Annotated in this window: 17 protein-coding genes; 7 read left to right on the top strand and 10 right to left on the bottom strand. The window is 66.3% G+C overall.

The annotated features are described in order from the left end of the window. Positions 1-10 precede the first annotated feature (10 nt). Genes BJI69_RS03880 through BJI69_RS03925 form a run of 10 tightly spaced genes read right to left on the bottom strand, consistent with a single transcriptional unit; the run spans position 11 to position 10063 of the window. On the bottom strand, positions 11-1555 hold the full coding sequence (locus BJI69_RS03880; RefSeq protein ID WP_425476875.1) for a B12-binding domain-containing radical SAM protein: 1545 nt from the start codon (positions 1553-1555) through the stop codon (positions 11-13). Then, positions 1552-2253, bottom strand: coding sequence for a class I SAM-dependent methyltransferase (locus BJI69_RS03885; RefSeq protein WP_046968167.1), 702 nt, complete (start codon positions 2251-2253; stop codon positions 1552-1554). Before BJI69_RS03885 ends, BJI69_RS03880 begins: the two co-directional genes overlap by 4 nt. After that, positions 2250-3482, bottom strand: coding sequence for an amidohydrolase family protein (locus BJI69_RS03890; protein ID WP_052767236.1), 1233 nt, complete (start codon positions 3480-3482; stop codon positions 2250-2252). The genes BJI69_RS03885 and BJI69_RS03890 overlap by 4 nt, the downstream gene beginning before the upstream one ends. Before the next feature lie 4 nt (positions 3483-3486). Beyond that, the gene (locus tag BJI69_RS03895; protein ID WP_046968152.1) at positions 3487-4317 is read right to left on the bottom strand and encodes a class I SAM-dependent methyltransferase; all 831 of its coding nucleotides are present in this window, start codon (positions 4315-4317) and stop codon (positions 3487-3489) included. 25 nt (positions 4318-4342) lie between these two features. After that, the gene (locus tag BJI69_RS03900; protein ID WP_046968151.1) at positions 4343-5179 is read right to left on the bottom strand and encodes a Wzz/FepE/Etk N-terminal domain-containing protein; all 837 of its coding nucleotides are present in this window, start codon (positions 5177-5179) and stop codon (positions 4343-4345) included. Continuing rightward, positions 5155-6318 carry a hypothetical protein gene (locus BJI69_RS03905; RefSeq protein WP_046968150.1) on the bottom strand — a complete coding sequence of 388 codons (1164 nt, stop codon included), beginning with the start codon at positions 6316-6318 and terminating at the stop codon, positions 5155-5157. Before BJI69_RS03905 ends, BJI69_RS03900 begins: the two co-directional genes overlap by 25 nt. Further along, positions 6315-7262: a glycosyltransferase gene (locus BJI69_RS03910; protein ID WP_046968149.1), complete on the bottom strand. Its 948-nt coding sequence runs from the start codon at positions 7260-7262 to the stop codon at positions 6315-6317. The genes BJI69_RS03905 and BJI69_RS03910 overlap by 4 nt, the downstream gene beginning before the upstream one ends. Beyond that, positions 7259-8515: an O-antigen translocase gene (locus BJI69_RS03915; RefSeq protein WP_046968166.1), complete on the bottom strand. Its 1257-nt coding sequence runs from the start codon at positions 8513-8515 to the stop codon at positions 7259-7261. The genes BJI69_RS03910 and BJI69_RS03915 overlap by 4 nt, the downstream gene beginning before the upstream one ends. Then, the gene (locus BJI69_RS03920; RefSeq protein WP_046968148.1) at positions 8512-9624 is read right to left on the bottom strand and encodes a DegT/DnrJ/EryC1/StrS family aminotransferase; all 1113 of its coding nucleotides are present in this window, start codon (positions 9622-9624) and stop codon (positions 8512-8514) included. Before BJI69_RS03920 ends, BJI69_RS03915 begins: the two co-directional genes overlap by 4 nt. A 13-nt stretch (positions 9625-9637) precedes the next feature. Beyond that, the gene (locus BJI69_RS03925) at positions 9638-10063 is read right to left on the bottom strand and encodes a sugar 3,4-ketoisomerase (RefSeq protein WP_046968147.1); all 426 of its coding nucleotides are present in this window, start codon (positions 10061-10063) and stop codon (positions 9638-9640) included. Positions 10064-10301: 238 nt separating this feature from the next. Between BJI69_RS03925 and BJI69_RS03930 the strand changes: the two genes are divergently transcribed. The 7 genes from BJI69_RS03930 to BJI69_RS03960 all read left to right on the top strand — a co-directional run bounded on the left by BJI69_RS03930 (position 10302) and on the right by BJI69_RS03960 (position 15963). Next, on the top strand, positions 10302-10820 hold the full coding sequence (locus tag BJI69_RS03930; RefSeq protein WP_046968146.1) for a cytochrome b: 519 nt from the start codon (positions 10302-10304) through the stop codon (positions 10818-10820). A 16-nt stretch (positions 10821-10836) separates the two neighbouring features. Then, positions 10837-12180, top strand: coding sequence for a hypothetical protein (locus BJI69_RS03935; protein ID WP_046968145.1), 1344 nt, complete (start codon positions 10837-10839; stop codon positions 12178-12180). Continuing rightward, positions 12146-12574, top strand: coding sequence for a c-type cytochrome (locus BJI69_RS03940; RefSeq protein WP_078023003.1), 429 nt, complete (start codon positions 12146-12148; stop codon positions 12572-12574). The genes BJI69_RS03935 and BJI69_RS03940 overlap by 35 nt, the downstream gene beginning before the upstream one ends. An 84-nt stretch (positions 12575-12658) precedes the next feature. Next, entirely contained in the window at positions 12659-13372 is a 714-nt protein-coding gene (locus tag BJI69_RS03945) for a TorF family putative porin (protein WP_052767235.1), read from the top strand. A 67-nt stretch (positions 13373-13439) separates the two neighbouring features. Then, a complete protein-coding gene (locus BJI69_RS03950) occupies positions 13440-14024 on the top strand; it encodes an RNA polymerase sigma factor (protein ID WP_046968144.1) in 585 nt (194 codons plus the stop codon). Further along, entirely contained in the window at positions 14021-14659 is a 639-nt protein-coding gene (locus BJI69_RS03955; protein WP_125902972.1) for an anti-sigma factor, read from the top strand. Before BJI69_RS03950 ends, BJI69_RS03955 begins: the two co-directional genes overlap by 4 nt. Then, a complete protein-coding gene (locus tag BJI69_RS03960; protein ID WP_046968142.1) occupies positions 14656-15963 on the top strand; it encodes a S8 family serine peptidase in 1308 nt (435 codons plus the stop codon). Before BJI69_RS03955 ends, BJI69_RS03960 begins: the two co-directional genes overlap by 4 nt. Positions 15964-15998 lie beyond the last annotated feature (35 nt).

Consider the following 15998-nt stretch of genomic DNA (forward strand, 5'->3'; position numbering starts at 1 on the left):
CGTATCCCGCCTAGAGACCGGAGACCTGGGGCATGCGCAGGCGCACGAGCCGGTTCGCGAGGTTCAGCTCCCACGGCCGGTCGTACTGACGACGGCGATAGCGCCACGAGGCCATCGCGCTGAGCCCGCGCTTGGCCCACGAGGGCGAACGCAAGTCCTGCACGGTGGGGAATCGGCAGCGCAGCACCGTCACGAAATCCTGGATATGCCGACGCAGCTCGTCGGTCAGCCAGGGCGCGTCGGCATGGCAGGCATAGTCCACCCAGCGGCGCTCCGTCCACTCTTCCGGCGACGAGGGAAAGACCACCGGCTCGCCGTGCAGATCGAGCAACGGCATGGAGGCGTGCTTGCCGCGATCCTTCTCGTGCTTGCTGCTCTCCGGCAACGGCGTGTAGATGTAGACGATGATCTCGGAGGCCGGATTGATGCGCTTGAGCTCACGGATGAACTCGAACGTGTGCTCGGTTTCCTCCAGCGTGTTCTGCGGCGGCGCCACCATGAAGGACAGCTCGGGGATCACCCCGTTCTTCCGACAGAGTTCGGCCACCTGCAGTGTCTGGTCGGGTCGGGTGCCTTTGCGGATCTCCTTGAGCATGGCCCCGCTCGGCGACTCCGCGCCGACGTATGCCATGCGCAGGCGACTCTTGCGCACCAGTTCCCAGGTGCTCTCGGAAAGGTTCAGCAGCGCGTCGGAACGGGCGTAACACCACCACGGCATTTCCAGCTTCGCCATGACTTCGAGCAAGGGAATCATGTCCACTTCGCGATCGAAGAAGTTGTGGTCGAAGAACTGGATGGAGTCCGCGCCCAGCTCGTACTTGAGATAGCTGAGGTCGCGCTCGAGGCGTTTCGCCGTAGGCAGTGCGGTCATGCCGCCGAACATCGCGTTCACGCCACAGAAGGTGCAACGGAAGCGGCAGCCGATGGCGGCCTGGTGCGCGGCGGTGCGCTCGCCGAGGAAAGTACGTGCCAGGTAACGACGCGGATCGCCCAGCTTCTCGTAAGGCAGCACGATGCCGCTGTCGCCGAGCGAAAAGCGTCGGTTGGGGTTGTGCACCACCGAGCCATCGTGTTTCCACGACAGGCTGCCGATGTTGGCGATGGCCGGGGCGCCCGGACGCGCCAGCGCTGCCACGAGTTCCGGCAGGCTTTCTTCGGCCTGGCCGCGAATGGCGTAGTCGACATACGGGGCGGAGAGGGCTGTGTCCGTGTAGAGCGTCGGGAAGTAACCGCCCCAGATGATCGGCAGCTGTGGATACCGCTCGCGGATCACGCGCGATACCTCGATCGACGGCGCGATCTGCGGCCCGCCCATCACGCTGACGCCGATCGCGTCGAACCGGTCGCTCTCGATCGCCGCCAGTGTCGCGCCGATGAGGTCGCGATCGACATTGCCGTCGATGATCTGACTGTGCCCGTTGCGGTCGAGCGCGGCTGCCAGGTTCAGGAGTGCCAGGGGGAATCGTGCGCTCGAACGCGAGGTGATCGTCGGGTTGATCAACAAGGTCCGCGGCGAACCGCCGATGTCGGGCGTCGATGTATCGAATAGGTTCACGCAATGCGCCTCAGCTGGAAGACGATGGCCACCGGGAGTTCAAGGGCCATCGGATCGAAATGCGCGCCGACGGGGATATCGGCGGGATCGAGCATTGGCTCCTCCACACGCTCGATCGCCAGACCGAGCGTGGCGCAGGCCGCGTGCCAGTGACTGTAGAGGTGCCGTGTATGGCGCACGGCGTAACGCTGGCCGCCGGCGCGGAAATCGCGCTGCCAGCCGAGGGCATGCCCGATCGGATGCACGTCGCTGCACAGGATGCGCCCGCCGGGGCGCGTGGCACGACGCAGCTCGCCCAACGCGGGCGCGAGCGCCTCGAGGTGGCCGATGGTCAGGCCGCAGACCGTGAGGTCGGCCATGGCGCCGGGCAGCGGCAGGGCAGCGAGGTCGCCCTGGCGCAGGTCGACGTGCGCCGTGTCAGGATAGTCGCCGAGGGCCTCGCGCGCACGTTCGAGCATGGCGGGGGAAAGGTCCACGCCCGTGACCCGCGAGGCACCGCGGCGAAGCGCGTGAAGCAGGTAGCGTCCGCTGCCGCAGCCCGCATCCAGCACCTGCCGACCACGCAGCACCTCGGGCATCAGGGCCAGCATCGCGCGTTCCTCGGCCATCATGACCGGGTTGTGCGCGTGTGCCGGATAGTTCGACGACCACAAGGCATAGGCGTCGAGGGGATCCAGCTCGGGCAAGGGTGAGGTCAGTGACACCGGGCCTCCACAGCGAGATCGAACTCGCCTTCGTCTTCGGAAAAGGACAGGTCGAGGCCGGGCTCGAGAGCGACGACAGCGGGATCGACCAGGTCCCGGGCGATCAGTTTCGGCTGGCCATCGAGCTGCACGGGCACGACATCGACGCCCGCCGCGGCGAACCAGCCGGCGAAGTCCGGATCGGCGACACGTGGCACGCCATCGCGGACCACGGCACGGATATCGCTGCGCGCGACGCCGACCAGGGAGTCCGCGGCCAGGCCGTCGCGATCCCTCACGATCACCAGGTCCGCCGGCGCACCCGGGGCAAGACTCCCCCGCAGGCCAAGACGGAAGATGCGCGCGGCGTCGGTCGTGACCAATCCAAGCAGGGCCGTGTGGGAAAGCTCGCCACTCGTCGCGGCGGCACTCAGCTCGTCCAGGAGGTCGCGCCGGCCGCTCAGCCGCGAGTCGCTGCCCAGCGCGAGGCGCCCCGCCGCATGCAGGCGACGGGGATCGAGCGTACGACCCAGGAGCGCCTTGTTGCTGCCTGGACACCAGACCACGGCTGCATCGCGGGCGACGACCCGCTCGATGTCGTCATCGCCCAGGCCGACGCCATGGACCAGCACCGTGTTGCCGCCGAGGCAGCCAAGCGCGTCCAGGCGCGCAAGCTCGGACGCCGCGACGGCGTCCGTGCCTTCGGCCAGGTGAATGATCCACGGTCGGTCGGCCGGTGTGGCGACGTAGCTGTCACGTACGGGCGGCCCGAAGTCCGGACCGTCCAGCGCATAGCTCCATCCGTGATCGCGCAGCAGCGACACGGGGAAGTCCTCCGCGTCGAGCACCGGATGCCACGGATCGTGGTGGACGACGAAGGTCGTCCCCGCGAGCAGGTTCTTCAGGGCGCCATGGCGGAGCCGTACGGCTTTCGGCACGCGTAGCGCGGCGATCACGTCGGCATCCTGGAAATGCTGCTGGAAGGCGGCGATCCATGCGTAGCTGTTCGGGAACGGTCCCGCACCGAGCAAGGCGGGCACCGCATTGACCTGAAGGTGTTCGTGCGCATTGATCAGGCCGGGGAAAATGCGGTGCCCGTGAACGTCGACGCGAAACGCGTCACCGACAGATGTCGCGGCGACACGACCCTCGCGCAGTGGCAACGGCGCTCGCGACACGCCGTGCGGCAGCGTGGTCAGGCCACCCTCCAGCACCGAGCGCATTGCCGTCAGTGACGCGGACATGCCGTCAGCGCCGACGCATCACGATCAGGAAGTGGTCGCCCATGTCGCGCAACAGGGGCCACTTGCCGAACCGATCGTCGAGCCTGCCCAGGCGCTCGTAGCGCGCCGGGTTCCGCTCGTAGCGATCGACCATGTACGGCGGCGGCATGAACAGGCTCAGCGCACTGTAGCTGGCCAGCTGGAAGTGATCGGTAAAGGGACGATAGAACTCGCGCGGCAGGTAGTACTTCGTCCAGATGGTGTGGCGATTCATGCCGACGGCCGTCGCGCCGCGCGCCGCGCGCACCGCGGCACGACGGAAGCGTCCGCGCAGGGCGTAGTGCACCGCTTCCCACGGACAGATCCGGCCCATCACCGAGAAGACCATGACACCACCCGGGCGAACGAGGCGCGCGCACTGGTTGGCCACGTCCTCCAGGTCGGGTGCGCAATTGAGTGGACCGAAGTTCGAATAGACGCCGTCGAACGTGCCCTCGAGCCGATCGAGCTGCTGCACGCCGAGATGGCGTGCGCTCAGTCGTCCGCCCAACGCCGGGGCGCCTGCACGGGAATCCGTGCGCGCGACCATCGACGGCGACCAGTCCGTCGCCACGACCTCGTGGCCGCGCCGGGCGAATTCGGCCGCGTCGATGCCGGTGCCGCAACCGATGTCGAGCAGGCGCGCATCGTTGCCAAGTTCGGCCGTCACGGTGTCCCACAGCGTCTGGCGCATGCGCTGGATGAGGGCGTTGTTGCCGCGCGGTCCGTCGTAGTCGGCGGCGACGCTGTCGAACGCCCGCTGCGTGTCCAGCAGACGCGCGGCGTCGATCGGTTCAGGCGTCGATTGAGCACTCATGGCGGTCGTTTCCGGGGGGTTCGGATCAGTGAGTGCCGAGCGGCGACACTTTGGTTGAACGACGCCGCAGCGCATTGCGCGCGATCGCCGCGACGCCGCCAAGGAACAGGCCTAAGACCACGCCGATGCCGAGGGTCAATACCCCGTTGGGAAAGACGCGACCTCCCGACACGGCGATCGGCCAGGGCATCGACGTCTCATAGGTGTAGTTGGGTGCCAGCCGCACCAGCAATTCGCTGTGCGCCTGTTGCAGCGCGCGGATCTCTTCGTTCTTGCTGGCCAGCAGGACGCCCGCGAGCGCGGCCGCCGTCCGGTCGGCCGACGCTGTCGTGGTCATGAGGCGATCGCGGTCCGCCAGCCCGATGCGCAGGTTGCTCTCCAGTTCCTCGAGCCGGTCATGGGCGAGTTTCAGCGGCAAGGCATCGATGCCCCGGTGGATCGTCTGCAAGGTGTCGACCGACGCCTTGGCCAGGTCGTTCGCCTGGGCAGCCGAGTAGGCGCGGACAGTGAGCTTGAAGAAGTTGGCATAGAACTGGGGATCGGTCTTCATGCTCGACCGATACAGCGCCGCCTCGGCCGACTCCGGGGCCAGCCCAAGGCGACGGATCACCTCGTCCTGGAATTCCGCCGACTGCACGCGAGCGGTCACGCGAAGCATCGGTTCCGTCTTGATATCCTGGCCGGGCGGCGCGGAGGCGACCTGGCCGACCTGGATCCAGGCATTCGCCTCCCATTGGCTGCGCGTCGTGTGCAGCCAGGCGAACGTGAGGCCGAGCACCACCGCGAGTGCGGCGATGAACCAGCGCCACTCGCGGCGGAAGATGTGCCACAGGTCGATCAGGTAGATCTCGTTCTGTTCCATGCGTGGGGCTCGATGGGATGGAGAAGGTCCAGCTCACGCCGGCTTGGCAGCAAGGCCGCGAAGAGCTGCATGAACAGGCAAAGCACGATGAAGACGGCATTGGTCCAGATGAAGGCTTGTGGCGCGAAGGGCGACATCACGCAGACATAGGCCACGCGCAGGAAGATCAGCAGCGAGAACAGCGACATCGAGGCACGAAGACGGCGCACGCTCCACAGCAGCAGCGCGTAGAGAAGCAGCATCGAGGCGACAGCGCCCACTGGCCCGAAGGCGAGAAGGAACGGCAGGAACTCGGTGCCGACATTGATGTTGGCCGCGTCGAACGGGATGCTGGCCGTCGCCGGCGGCCCGCTGAGCGGGACCAGCTGGCTGATCAGGATGCTCGTGTCCGCATAGCCCTTGGCCACCATCGACGCGAAGTTGTACGGCCCTGCGCTCATGTAGAGCACCAGCCACTTGATGCTCTGGGGCGAAGCGAGGTAAAGCGCGCTGAAAGGCAGCTTCACGTTGTCCAGCGAACCGGAGCGCACCGCACCGAGCACGGAGAACACGGCGGCGCCGATCACGCCGATCACGCTCACGGATTTCCATGGCAGGGGGCGATGCGGATCGCGCCGGAACAGGATCACGAGGGCGAAGGAGAACAGCGCGGCGAAGATCCGGTTGCGGTCGATCACCAGCACCGGAAAGACCAGGCCGATCGCAATGAGCGCATTGCGCAGGCCACGCTGGCGTGCACAGAGCACGCCGATCGGCGGCAAGGTCCAGCACAGCGAGGAGATGTGCCGGACGTGCTCGCGACCCGGCTCCATCGTCGCGTAGGAGGCAGGATTGTCGATCAACGGTATGGGGAACAGGGCCAGGTCGAGCCCGCAGAAGACAACCACCACGGCGGCGAAGATGAGCGCGACCAGGGCCTCGCGACTGCCGATGTAGTGCCGTGCCCGAAAGCGTGCTACCGACGGCAGGCGGATACCCGCGAAGGCGTCGACGAGGACGATGCCCGCGGCCCCGATCACCAGTAACACCATCCCCTGCAGATAGCCCGCCGGGAAATCGTAGGCAAACCAGGTGATCGCGCAGGCGAACAGGAAGGGCCAGGCAATATACGTCGAAGGCAGGCGCAGGAAGCGTTTCATGCACCCTCCGCGTGGACGTGGGCAGTGCGGTGCAAGCGCAGCTTCGACAGCAACAACAGGGAGGCGTAGGTGGCCAGGTGCAGGGCGACACGCGTGTGACGTCTCTGCAGGAAGGCGATCTTCGCGGCGATGAACTGGGCCTGTGCGCGGAGCAAGGTGCGGTAGGGTTCGTCGAACAGGCAGACACGGCTCATCGCCACCTCGCGCGATTCGGTGAGGTTCACGATGCGCGTGGCCGTGTGCCGGGTCTTGCTGAAATTCGCGCCATGCAGGCGATACGCGCAGACGGTGACATCGATGAAGCCGATCGCGTCGCGGGCCGCCAGGCGCAGGAACATGTCCCAGTCGTCGATGCGCAGGCCCTCGGTCCAGCGGGCGACGGTCTCGAGCACGCTCTTGCGCAACAGGGTGACCGGACCGCCTATCGCCCAGTGGCCGATCACCGCGCGACGGATACCGTCGCTGGAATCGTAAAGCCGCTTGTCCGCGCCATGCAGGTCGCACATGCCGCTGTCATGGAGCCGGTTTCCCTCGCCGTCGATCACGATCGAATCGCCGATCACCGCGCCCTTGTTCCGGTGCGACAGCAGATAGCCCACCTGCGCCTGGAGGCCGCCGGGCAGGAGGTAGTCGTCGCTGGCACCGATACGCAGGAACTCGCCGTGCGACCGTGCTGCGAGCTCGTTGAGCGTTGCCGCGATCCCGCGATTCTCCCGGCGGACGAACTCCACGGGAATCTCGCTGCCGTGTGCGGCCACCCACTGCGCGATCCGCTCGGCGGTATGGTCGGTAGAGCCGTCATCGATGATGACGATCTCCTTGGCCGGATAGGGATCCTCCAGCACGCTGTCCAGGCAGCGCTCCACGAAACCCTCATGATTGAAGGCGGGGATCAGCACCGATACCAGGGGGGTACGTGAGCCTTGGTCAAGGTCGGCGGTCATGTGCGCAGCCCTCCGAGGTAATGACGGACCACCAGCAGGTTGAAGAGCAGGTAGCCCACGTAGTTGATGGCGAAGGCGTACATCGCGCCGACCAGGCCGAAATGCGCCGTGCACAGGTAAACGAGCAGCAGGTAACTCAGGCCGAAGGCGATCTCAGAGACCACGAACAACCGGGTCATCGCCTTGGCCAGCATCACGTAGGAAAGGACGAACGAGGCGATCTTGACCACATCGCCGATCAGTTGCGGCGCGTAGAGCGCTTCGGCCGTCGTGAAGTCCGTACTGAAGAGGATCCGCGTGACCCAGCTTCGCGCGACGTAAACCAGGGCGGCGAGCACGATCACGGCGGGCAGGATGTGCCGGTAGGCGTTACGCAACTCACCGACCAGTGCGCCGCGCTCGCTGATCGAGGCGAGTTTGGGCAGGTAGTAGATATTGATCGCGGCGGTGAGGAAGAGCAGGTAGGCGTCGGATACCTTGCTCACCGCCTGCCAGTTGCCCACCTCTTGCCAGCCGAAGCGGAGCGCAAGGTGATCGCGCACGGCGATGTTCACCAGCGGCGGCAGCACGGCCGAGCTGATCGTCATCAGCGAGAAGGCGGCCAGCCGGCCGTTCATTTCCCGGTCGAAACGCAGTCGCGGCAGGCTCTGCCGGAAGTACGGGCTGCGCCACCATGAGGGCAACGCCACCGCCAGCCACGCCAGTTGGCCGAGAACGAGGGCAAGCAAGGCGCCGTAGAGCTGGAAACGTCTGGCCAGCCAGGCCGCCATGGCGATGCCCAGCACCGAGCCGATCACCTGGATGAAGGCCAGCCGCCGTACGTCCATGAAGCCATTGATCACGGCCAGCACGTAGTTCACCGCGGCGATGCCCAACTGCGCCAGCGCCAGTATGCGAATGAGGCTCTCGAAGCTGGCGTCTCCGAGTATCCAGATAGCGAGTTGCCGGCTGAAGACCAGGGCGGCGAGGCCCATCAGGCACGAGGCGCACAGCGCATAGGAGAGCGCAGCCGCAAGCAGCCGCGAAAGACGTTGCGGGTCGCCGCGGTATTCGGCCACATACTTGACGATGCCCGCGCTGATGCCACCACCGGCGAGCACGGCCAGGAGCGACATCAGGCTCATGAACTGCCCCAGCCTGCCGACACCTTCCGGTCCGGCGAACCATGCCACGAGTTTGATCACGACAAGCCCGGCCAGCAGGCGCGCGGCGGTGCCGATGGCCGAATAGAAGCCGGCACGCGCCAGGTTCATGTCGGCGACCTGAAGCTCATGCACGCGGCGACGACGCGCTCGACACCGTGATCATCCAGGGTCGGCCCGATCGGCAGGCTGAGGACCTCATCGTGCAGACGCTCGGTCAAGCGCAGGTCGTCCCGCAAGCTGCCCGCATACGCCGGTTGCTGATGAGGCGCCACGGGGTAGTGGACCTGGGCGTGAACGCCCTGTGCCCGCAGGTGTGCCTGCAACGCGTCGCGATGCGCGCTGCGCACGACGAACAAATGCCATGCGTGGCGTTCCTCGGCGGACACCGACGGCAAGGCGATGTCGGGATGATCGATGGCGGCGATGTAGCGTCGTGCGATCGCGCGACGACGGTCGACATCCGCATCGACGTATTTCAGTTTCACACGCAGCATCGCCGCCTGCATCTCGTCCAGTCGCGAGTTCACGCCCTGGTAGAGATGTCGATACTTTTCCAGCGAGCCGTAGTTACGCAGGGCAGCGACGCGCTGCGCCAGTACGGGATCGGCGGTAACGATCGCGCCCCCGTCGCCGAGCGCGCCCAGGTTCTTGGCGGGAAAAAAGCTGAAGGCCGCGGCGTCGCCGAAGGCGCCGGCACGTCGGCCGGACCAGGTCGCACCGTGTGCCTGCGCGGCGTCCTCGATCACCAACAGGCCGTGCCGACGCGCGATGGCCGTGATCGCCGGCATGTCGGCCAGTTGGCCGTACAGATGCACCGGCATGATCGCCCGCGTTCGCGGCCCGATGGCCGCCTCGATGCGCGCCGGGTCCAGATTGAAAGTCTGCGTGTCAGGTTCCACCGCGACAGGAACCAGTCCGCTCTGCGTAATCGCAAGAAAACTCGCGATGAACGTATTGGCCGGCACGATCACCTCGTCGCCTTCCGCAAGGCGGCCCAGCGTCCGATAGGCGCGAAGGATCAGTACGAGCGCGTCCAGGCCATTGCCCACACCGACCGCATGAGGCAGGCCGCACCACTGGGCAAACTCAGCTTCGAAGGCTGCCACTTCCTCGCCAAGGACGTACCAGCCCGAGTCGATCACCCGCGCAGCGGCGGCCTTCAGCTCATCGGCATGGCGTGCGTTGATGGCACGCACATCGAGGAAGGACACGTCCATTACGCAGCCGGCATCACAGGGCCAGTCCTTCCACATAACGCACGCCGTGCACTTCGCGCAGGAACTGCGCGTAGTCGGTGATGTAGTCGGCCGGGTCGTAGAACTGGTCCGCAAGCACCATCAGCACGCAGTCGTCGCTGAAGTCATAGAGCTCGCGCCAGACCATACTGCCAAGCAGGAGGCCCTGCGTGGGGTCGTCGAGCACGACGGTCGCCGGGCCCGTGCCGTCGTCGAGCAGGAGCGTCACCGAGCCGCGCACCGGCACCGCCAGCTGCGTGAGGTGGCGGTGGGCATGCTGTCCGCGGTGGACGTCGGGCGTGTTGGCAAAGATGTAATACACGCGGCGAATTTCGAAGGGCACGTTCCGGTTCTGCTCCAGGGAAACGAGCATGCCCCGGCTGTCGCCGTGCTTCTGTAACTGGATGCGCTCGATTTCCATGGGTGTCGGCCAGGCACTGTTGCGTTGATGGCGGTGTACGAAAACTGAGTGCCGGGCCTGCCGCCAAAGGTTGCGGCAACCTTCCGCCACCCGGACGGCACTCAATCGCATTGGCAGCGATGCGAAGGGCAGCTCGGGCATGGGACAGAACAGGGTGTTTCCATTGAAGGGCAGCCCGTTACGGGGTCACCCGTCGGCGGACGAGGGCAGTCAGGCCCCCGCGCCCCTGCCCCGCCGGATGCGCATCCTGCATTGGCTCACCGTGATCTGCGTGGTCCTGGCTGCGGCGTTCATCCTCACCCGTGACCAGCTCGACGGTCGCGCCGTGCGCCTCTGGCTGCTCGAAGGACATCGTCATTTCGGCCTGTTCGTGCTGGCCCTGTTCGTCATTCGCGTCGTCGTGCGAATGAGGGTCGGCAAGCTGCCGCCGGCGGGCGATGCACCCTGGCCGATGCGCGTCGCCGCCGGCCTCACCCATATCGCGCTCTACGCCTTGCTGGTCACCCTGCCCCTGCTCGGCTGGGCACTGAGCAGTGCGGAGGGCAAGCCCGTGCACCTGTTCGGCGCCACGTTGCCCAATTTCGTGGCCGCCGACGAAGACCTCGCCGACAGCTTGCAGGCCTGGCACCTGGATGCCGCCTGGGTGCTGCTCGGCCTCGTGTGCCTGCATATCGCCGCCGCGCTCTGGCACCACTTCGTCATGCGCGACGGCGTGCTCCGCCGGATGTGGCCCAAGCGTCGTCGCCGATCAACCTGAGAAAACAAGGAGTGTCATGTTGCCCCCTCTGATTCGACGCGTTATCCGCCGGGCACGCCCCGCACACCTGGGCTGGGCTGTCGCTGCGCTGCTGATGCTCGCGAGCACGTCGGTACAGGCGATCCCGGCCTATGCACGGCAGACGGGCTCCGCCTGCGCGGACTGCCACGCCGGCTCGTACGGGCCGCAACTCACGCCGTACGGCATGCGCTTCAAGCTCAATGGCTATACCGATACCGATGGCAAGGGCTTCAAGGTCCCGGTGTCGGGGCAGTTGAAGGAAACGTATACGAACCCGGCCACGGGCAAGAACTCGACCGACCTTTCCGAGGGCGATCTCTACCTCGCCGGCCGACTGACCGACCAGGTCGGTGGCTTCGTGAAGATCGAGGCCGATCGCACCGGACACGACACGTACAACACGCGACTGAGCAACGTGGACCTGCGCTTCGTCGCCAAGGAACTGAAGCTCGGTGGCAAGGACCTCACGCTCGGCGTGAGCGTGAACAACAGTCCCGGCTTCCAGGATCCGATCGCCGCCCTGCCCAACGCATCGTTCATCTCGCCGGTGGGTGTCACTGGCACGTTCCTCAGTCTGGCCGCGCCGAATGCGCCGACCGACCGCGTCATCGGCACCACGGTGTATGCCCTCTACGACAAGAACTGGTATAGCGAAGTAGGTACGTATCGATCGCTGCCCACCTCGACGCAGGACCACTTCGGTTACAACATCGCCAGCGACCCGGGCAAGTTGCACGACACCGGCTACTTCCGCTTCGCGTACATGAAGGACATGAAGACGCAGTTCTTCTCGGCCGGCGTCGTGGCCCTCACGACGGATCGCTCGCTGCCTCGCTCGGGCCCCAGCGACAAGCTTACCGACCTGGGCTACGACCTGACCTACCAGTACCTCGGCAATCGCGAGCACATCCTCCAGCTGAGCTACGTCAACATCCTCGAACAGCGTCACTACGGCGCGGACCTGTTCGGTCCCGGTGGCGTGATCGCACCGGATCGCGGCGATGTCCGCGACCAGACGCTGACCGCGACCTACACCTTCCACCAAAGCTACAGCCTCGCGGTATCGCACATGCTGAGCACGGGTACGCACGACAGCGTGCGCTATCCACCTTTTGGCGATCCGGATGCGACGAGCAACATGATCACGTTGTTCTGGGCGCCGTTCGGCAAGGACGATTCGTACACCACCATCGCCAACCTCAAGCTCGCTGCCACCTGGTACCGCATCACGCGGTTCAACGGTCGCGAGTACAACATCTTCGGCGCTCCCCCCGGCGCCCAACCTACTCGTGCAGGAGATCTGAATGCTTTCTCCCTTTCCGCCAGCCTCGCGTTCTGAGGTTCATCGCGGCCGGTGGCTTGTCGGCGCCGCGGTCAGCGCACTCCTGCTCGGCTGGCTCGCGGCGTCCCCGGCCGCACGGGCCGGTGACGCCACCGCAGGAGCCGATGTCTTCAAATCCGAGTGCGCCGAGTGCCATACCGTGAAGGAAGGTCGCAACAAGAAAGGCCCCAGCCTGTTCGGTATCGTCGGACGCCAGTCGGGAAGCATCGCCGACTACAGCTATTCCGATGCCCTGCATCAGGCGAACTGGGTCTGGACCGCGGACAAGCTCCATTGGTACCTGTCCCAACCGGCCAAGCAGGCCAACCCAGGCACGAAGATGAAATACGATGGACTTACCGACGCGAAACAGCTGGACGATCTCCTGTCTTACCTGAGCAGCGTGCACTGACTCCATCCGAATGAAGACGTGATGCGGCAAAGCGACCCCAGGTCCATACGCAGGGGGATTCGGTCGGCACGGTGGCTCGCCACCTTGCCGACGCGCCGCTGTGCCTGTTTCGCCCTGGGCGTCACGCTGCTGCTGGGCCTTCCCGGCGGGGCGCCGCACGCCCAGTCGTCGAGCGTCGGCGGGGTCCTGGCCATCAGCAACCAGCTGGTCGATCGCGGCCTGGCGGTCACGCCGAAGACCCCGGTTCTCCAGGGCGCCCTCTCATGGACGACCCCTTCGGGCTGGTCGCTCGGCCTGTCGGCGAGCACCGAGACGCGCTCACCGGGACGGGTGGTCGAGGCCCTGGCCCAGGCTGCGTACGCGTGGTCCCTGTCCACCAACTGGCAGATGCAGACCAGCCTGCTCTATTACCGCTACGGCAACGACTCCCATTGGCGGAACTACGACCGCGTGGAGCTGGGAGCCAACTGGATCTATCGCGATGTCCTCACGCTCGGCATTTCCGAGGCCCGGCTGATCCACACGGGCGGCCGCGGCCCACGTGGCGCGGCGGATATCGGTTTTCGCTGGCCCATCGCCCTGCATCTTTCGGTGTCCGCCGGCATCGGCACGGCCCAGTACCTGATCCCGCCCTACTACCGGGACTACCCTCGATACCAATACGGGCACGCTGGACTGGTGTGGGAGAATGACGGCTGGCGGGTCGAACTCAACCACTTCATCACCGAGCACGCGCCACGGCCCCGTGGGTCCCCTGCGGTCTCACCCTGGAATGCGACTGTGTCGAGGACGTTCTGAGCCGGCGCAACCTTTCCCCTCCAAAGGGGTACTCACGCTGGCCTCCCGACTTGCTCCAACCATCCCCATGAATGACGCGGATACCGACGCCGACACCACCGATCGCCTCCTGTTGCAACGGATGTCGGTGGGCGACCGCACAGCGCTCACCGTGCTTTACCGTAGCTATCACGGGCGGTTGTGCCGCTTCCTGTCGCGCCTAACCCGGCGCGCGGACATCATCGAGGAAGTCATCAACGACTGCCTGTGGATCACCTGGCAGAAGGCCGGCAGCTTCCACGGCGACTCGCGTGTATCCACCTGGATCATGGGCATCGCCTATCGTTGCGGGCTGAAAGCCCTGCGCCAGCACGGCAGCGAACCGGTCGACGAAGACTCGGTTCCGGAAGATCGCATTCCCTCCCACGACCCCGATGAAGACCGCGAACTGCGCGACTGGCTCGGCAAGGGCATGGACCGCCTCACGGTGGACCAGCGGGTCGTGATCGAACTCGTCTACGGCGTCGGCCACAGCCTGGACGATGTCGCCGTCATCATGCAGTGCCCGGTCGGCACGGTGAAAGCACGCCTGTTCCACGCTCGGGTGAAACTGCGCAACGTGCTCCCGGGTCTCGCCGGCGCTACGTCCGTTACGAAGGAGAATGCGCCATGAGGATGCCGACGGATACCGGCCGCGATTGCGCCCGCGCCTGGGAAGCCATGCCCTGGGTGCTCCAGGACAGTGCACCGCAGGAACAGACCGAGTGGCTGATGAGCCACCTGGCCGAATGCGATGGCTGCCGCGCTGAATTCGAACAACAGAAGCGCCTGCGCCTGGCCATGTCGCTGCCGACCGACGTATCCATCGACCCCGAACTCGGCCTGCGCCGCCTGCTCGCCCGCATCGATGCACCCGAGGTGGAAACCTCACCGGCGCGGGCCGTTGGCGGCAGCTGGCTGACCCGCGCCCTGGTCGCCGCCGTGCTCATCCAGGCGATCGGGCTGGGTGCGTTGGGTGCGCGGTTCTGGGCCGAAGGCACACCGCCACCGGCCTATCGCACGCTGAGCCAGCAGGCGCCGTCGGTACCGGCGGGCGCGATCCACGTCGTTCCCGACGCGGCGATGAAACTCGCCGACTGGAACGCCCTGCTCCGCTCGATGCAGTTGCAGGTGATCGGCGGCCCGAACGATGTGGGTGCGTATACCGTGATGCCTTCGGGTGGTGCCGCGACGTCCCCCGCCGTCGTGCAGCGCCTGCGCGTGGCCCACGGCGTTCGCCTCGCCGAACCGGTCAACACCCATCCATGAAGATCGGCGTCATCGCACTGTTCGGTCTGCTTGCCACGTTGACGGCGTGCGCCCCGGCGCGTCCGTTGCCGTCGACGGATGCCAGTACGAAAGCCACGCCGGGCGACTCGGTCGAGCGCATGGACAGCCAGCGAGACATCGTGCTCGCCGTCGCCAATCCACTGACACCGGCGGCGACGCACGCCGGCTCCAGCCTGCTCGGCTACATGCCTTCCGCGCACTACGGCGCCGGCGAGCGGGCGATCGCCCAACTCACGGACCTGAAGCAGCGCTACGGCCTGCAGGAAGTCAGTGGCTGGCCGATCAAGGCGCTGGATCTGTATTGCGTCGTGCTCCACCCGGCACCGGGGGTCGACCGCGACGAGCTGATCGCCGCGTTGCAAAAAGACGCGCGCGTGCAGCTCGCCCAGCCGCTGCAGGATTACTCGGTGTACTCCACCGATACCAACACCGCTGACGACCCGCACAAATACAACGATCCCTACGCCGACCTCCAGCGCGGGTTCGTGGAAACCGACGCCGCGCTGGCCCACAACTCGAGTCAGGGTGAAGGCGTCCGCGTCGCCATCGTCGATACCGGCGTGGACATGAGCCACCCGGACCTGAGCGGACATATCGGCGATACGCGGAATGTCGTCGATAACGATACGTCGGCGTTCGACCGTGACAGCCACGGCACCGAAGTCGCCGGCATCATCGCCGCCATCGGCGACAACCATCAGGGCATGGTCGGTATCGCACCCAAGGCCAGGCTCAGTGTCTACAAGGCCTGCTGGTACCCGCCAGAGGCCCGCGGCGGCGCGCGCTGTAACTCGTTCACCCTGGCCAAGGCACTGGCCGCGGTGAACGATACGGACGCGCGCATCGTCAATCTCAGCCTGGGCGGCCCCGCCGATCCCCTGCTCAGCAAGCTGCTCGCCAAGATTCTCAGTGAGGGCCGCATCGTCATCACGGCGATGCCACCGGACCGCAAGTTGAGTGGCTTTCCCGACGGCGCCCCCGGCGTCATCGTGGTCCGCACCAGTGCCACCGATGCCGCACCCCCCGGCGTGGTCAGCGCACCGGGCAACGACATCCTGACGACCCAGCCCGGCGGCGGCTACGACTTCAGCTCGGGCTCCTCCATGGCCACGGCGCACGTCAGTGGCATCGTCGCCCTGATGCTCTCGCTGGCTCCCGGGCTCGATCCGGCGTCGGTCCACGCGATCCTCCTGCGCACCAGCGAGCAGAAGAAAGGCATGCTCGAGGTCAATGCCGCAGGCGCTGTCGCCGCCGTGAAAAAGACCAGCCGAACCGCCCGCTGAGCGGTCCGCACCGGCCTGAACGCGTCCGCGCCGCG

Source organism: Luteibacter rhizovicinus DSM 16549 (assembly GCF_001887595.1).
Classification (GTDB): domain Bacteria; phylum Pseudomonadota; class Gammaproteobacteria; order Xanthomonadales; family Rhodanobacteraceae; genus Luteibacter; species Luteibacter rhizovicinus.

What these genes read in the sequence shown, in the direction of transcription:
- BJI69_RS03935 (WP_046968145.1), top strand. Translation starts at nt 10,837, where the DNA reads ATGTTGCCCCCTCTGATTCGACGCGTTATCCGCCGGGCACGCCCCGCA.
- BJI69_RS03895 (WP_046968152.1), bottom strand. Translation starts at nt 4,317, where the DNA reads ATGAGTGCTCAATCGACGCCTGAACCGATCGACGCCGCGCGTCTGCTG.
- BJI69_RS03955 (WP_125902972.1), top strand. Translation starts at nt 14,021, where the DNA reads ATGAGGATGCCGACGGATACCGGCCGCGATTGCGCCCGCGCCTGGGAA.
- BJI69_RS03930 (WP_046968146.1), top strand. Translation starts at nt 10,302, where the DNA reads ATGCGCATCCTGCATTGGCTCACCGTGATCTGCGTGGTCCTGGCTGCG.
- BJI69_RS03890 (WP_052767236.1), bottom strand. Translation starts at nt 3,482, where the DNA reads ATGTCCGCGTCACTGACGGCAATGCGCTCGGTGCTGGAGGGTGGCCTG.
- BJI69_RS03900 (WP_046968151.1), bottom strand. Translation starts at nt 5,179, where the DNA reads ATGGAACAGAACGAGATCTACCTGATCGACCTGTGGCACATCTTCCGC.
- BJI69_RS03920 (WP_046968148.1), bottom strand. Translation starts at nt 9,624, where the DNA reads ATGGACGTGTCCTTCCTCGATGTGCGTGCCATCAACGCACGCCATGCC.
- BJI69_RS03950 (WP_046968144.1), top strand. Translation starts at nt 13,440, where the DNA reads ATGAATGACGCGGATACCGACGCCGACACCACCGATCGCCTCCTGTTG.
- BJI69_RS03925 (WP_046968147.1), bottom strand. Translation starts at nt 10,063, where the DNA reads ATGGAAATCGAGCGCATCCAGTTACAGAAGCACGGCGACAGCCGGGGC.
- BJI69_RS03960 (WP_046968142.1), top strand. Translation starts at nt 14,656, where the DNA reads ATGAAGATCGGCGTCATCGCACTGTTCGGTCTGCTTGCCACGTTGACG.
- BJI69_RS03910 (WP_046968149.1), bottom strand. Translation starts at nt 7,262, where the DNA reads ATGACCGCCGACCTTGACCAAGGCTCACGTACCCCCCTGGTATCGGTG.
- BJI69_RS03940 (WP_078023003.1), top strand. Translation starts at nt 12,146, where the DNA reads ATGCTTTCTCCCTTTCCGCCAGCCTCGCGTTCTGAGGTTCATCGCGGC.
- BJI69_RS03915 (WP_046968166.1), bottom strand. Translation starts at nt 8,515, where the DNA reads ATGAACCTGGCGCGTGCCGGCTTCTATTCGGCCATCGGCACCGCCGCG.
- BJI69_RS03905 (WP_046968150.1), bottom strand. Translation starts at nt 6,318, where the DNA reads ATGAAACGCTTCCTGCGCCTGCCTTCGACGTATATTGCCTGGCCCTTC.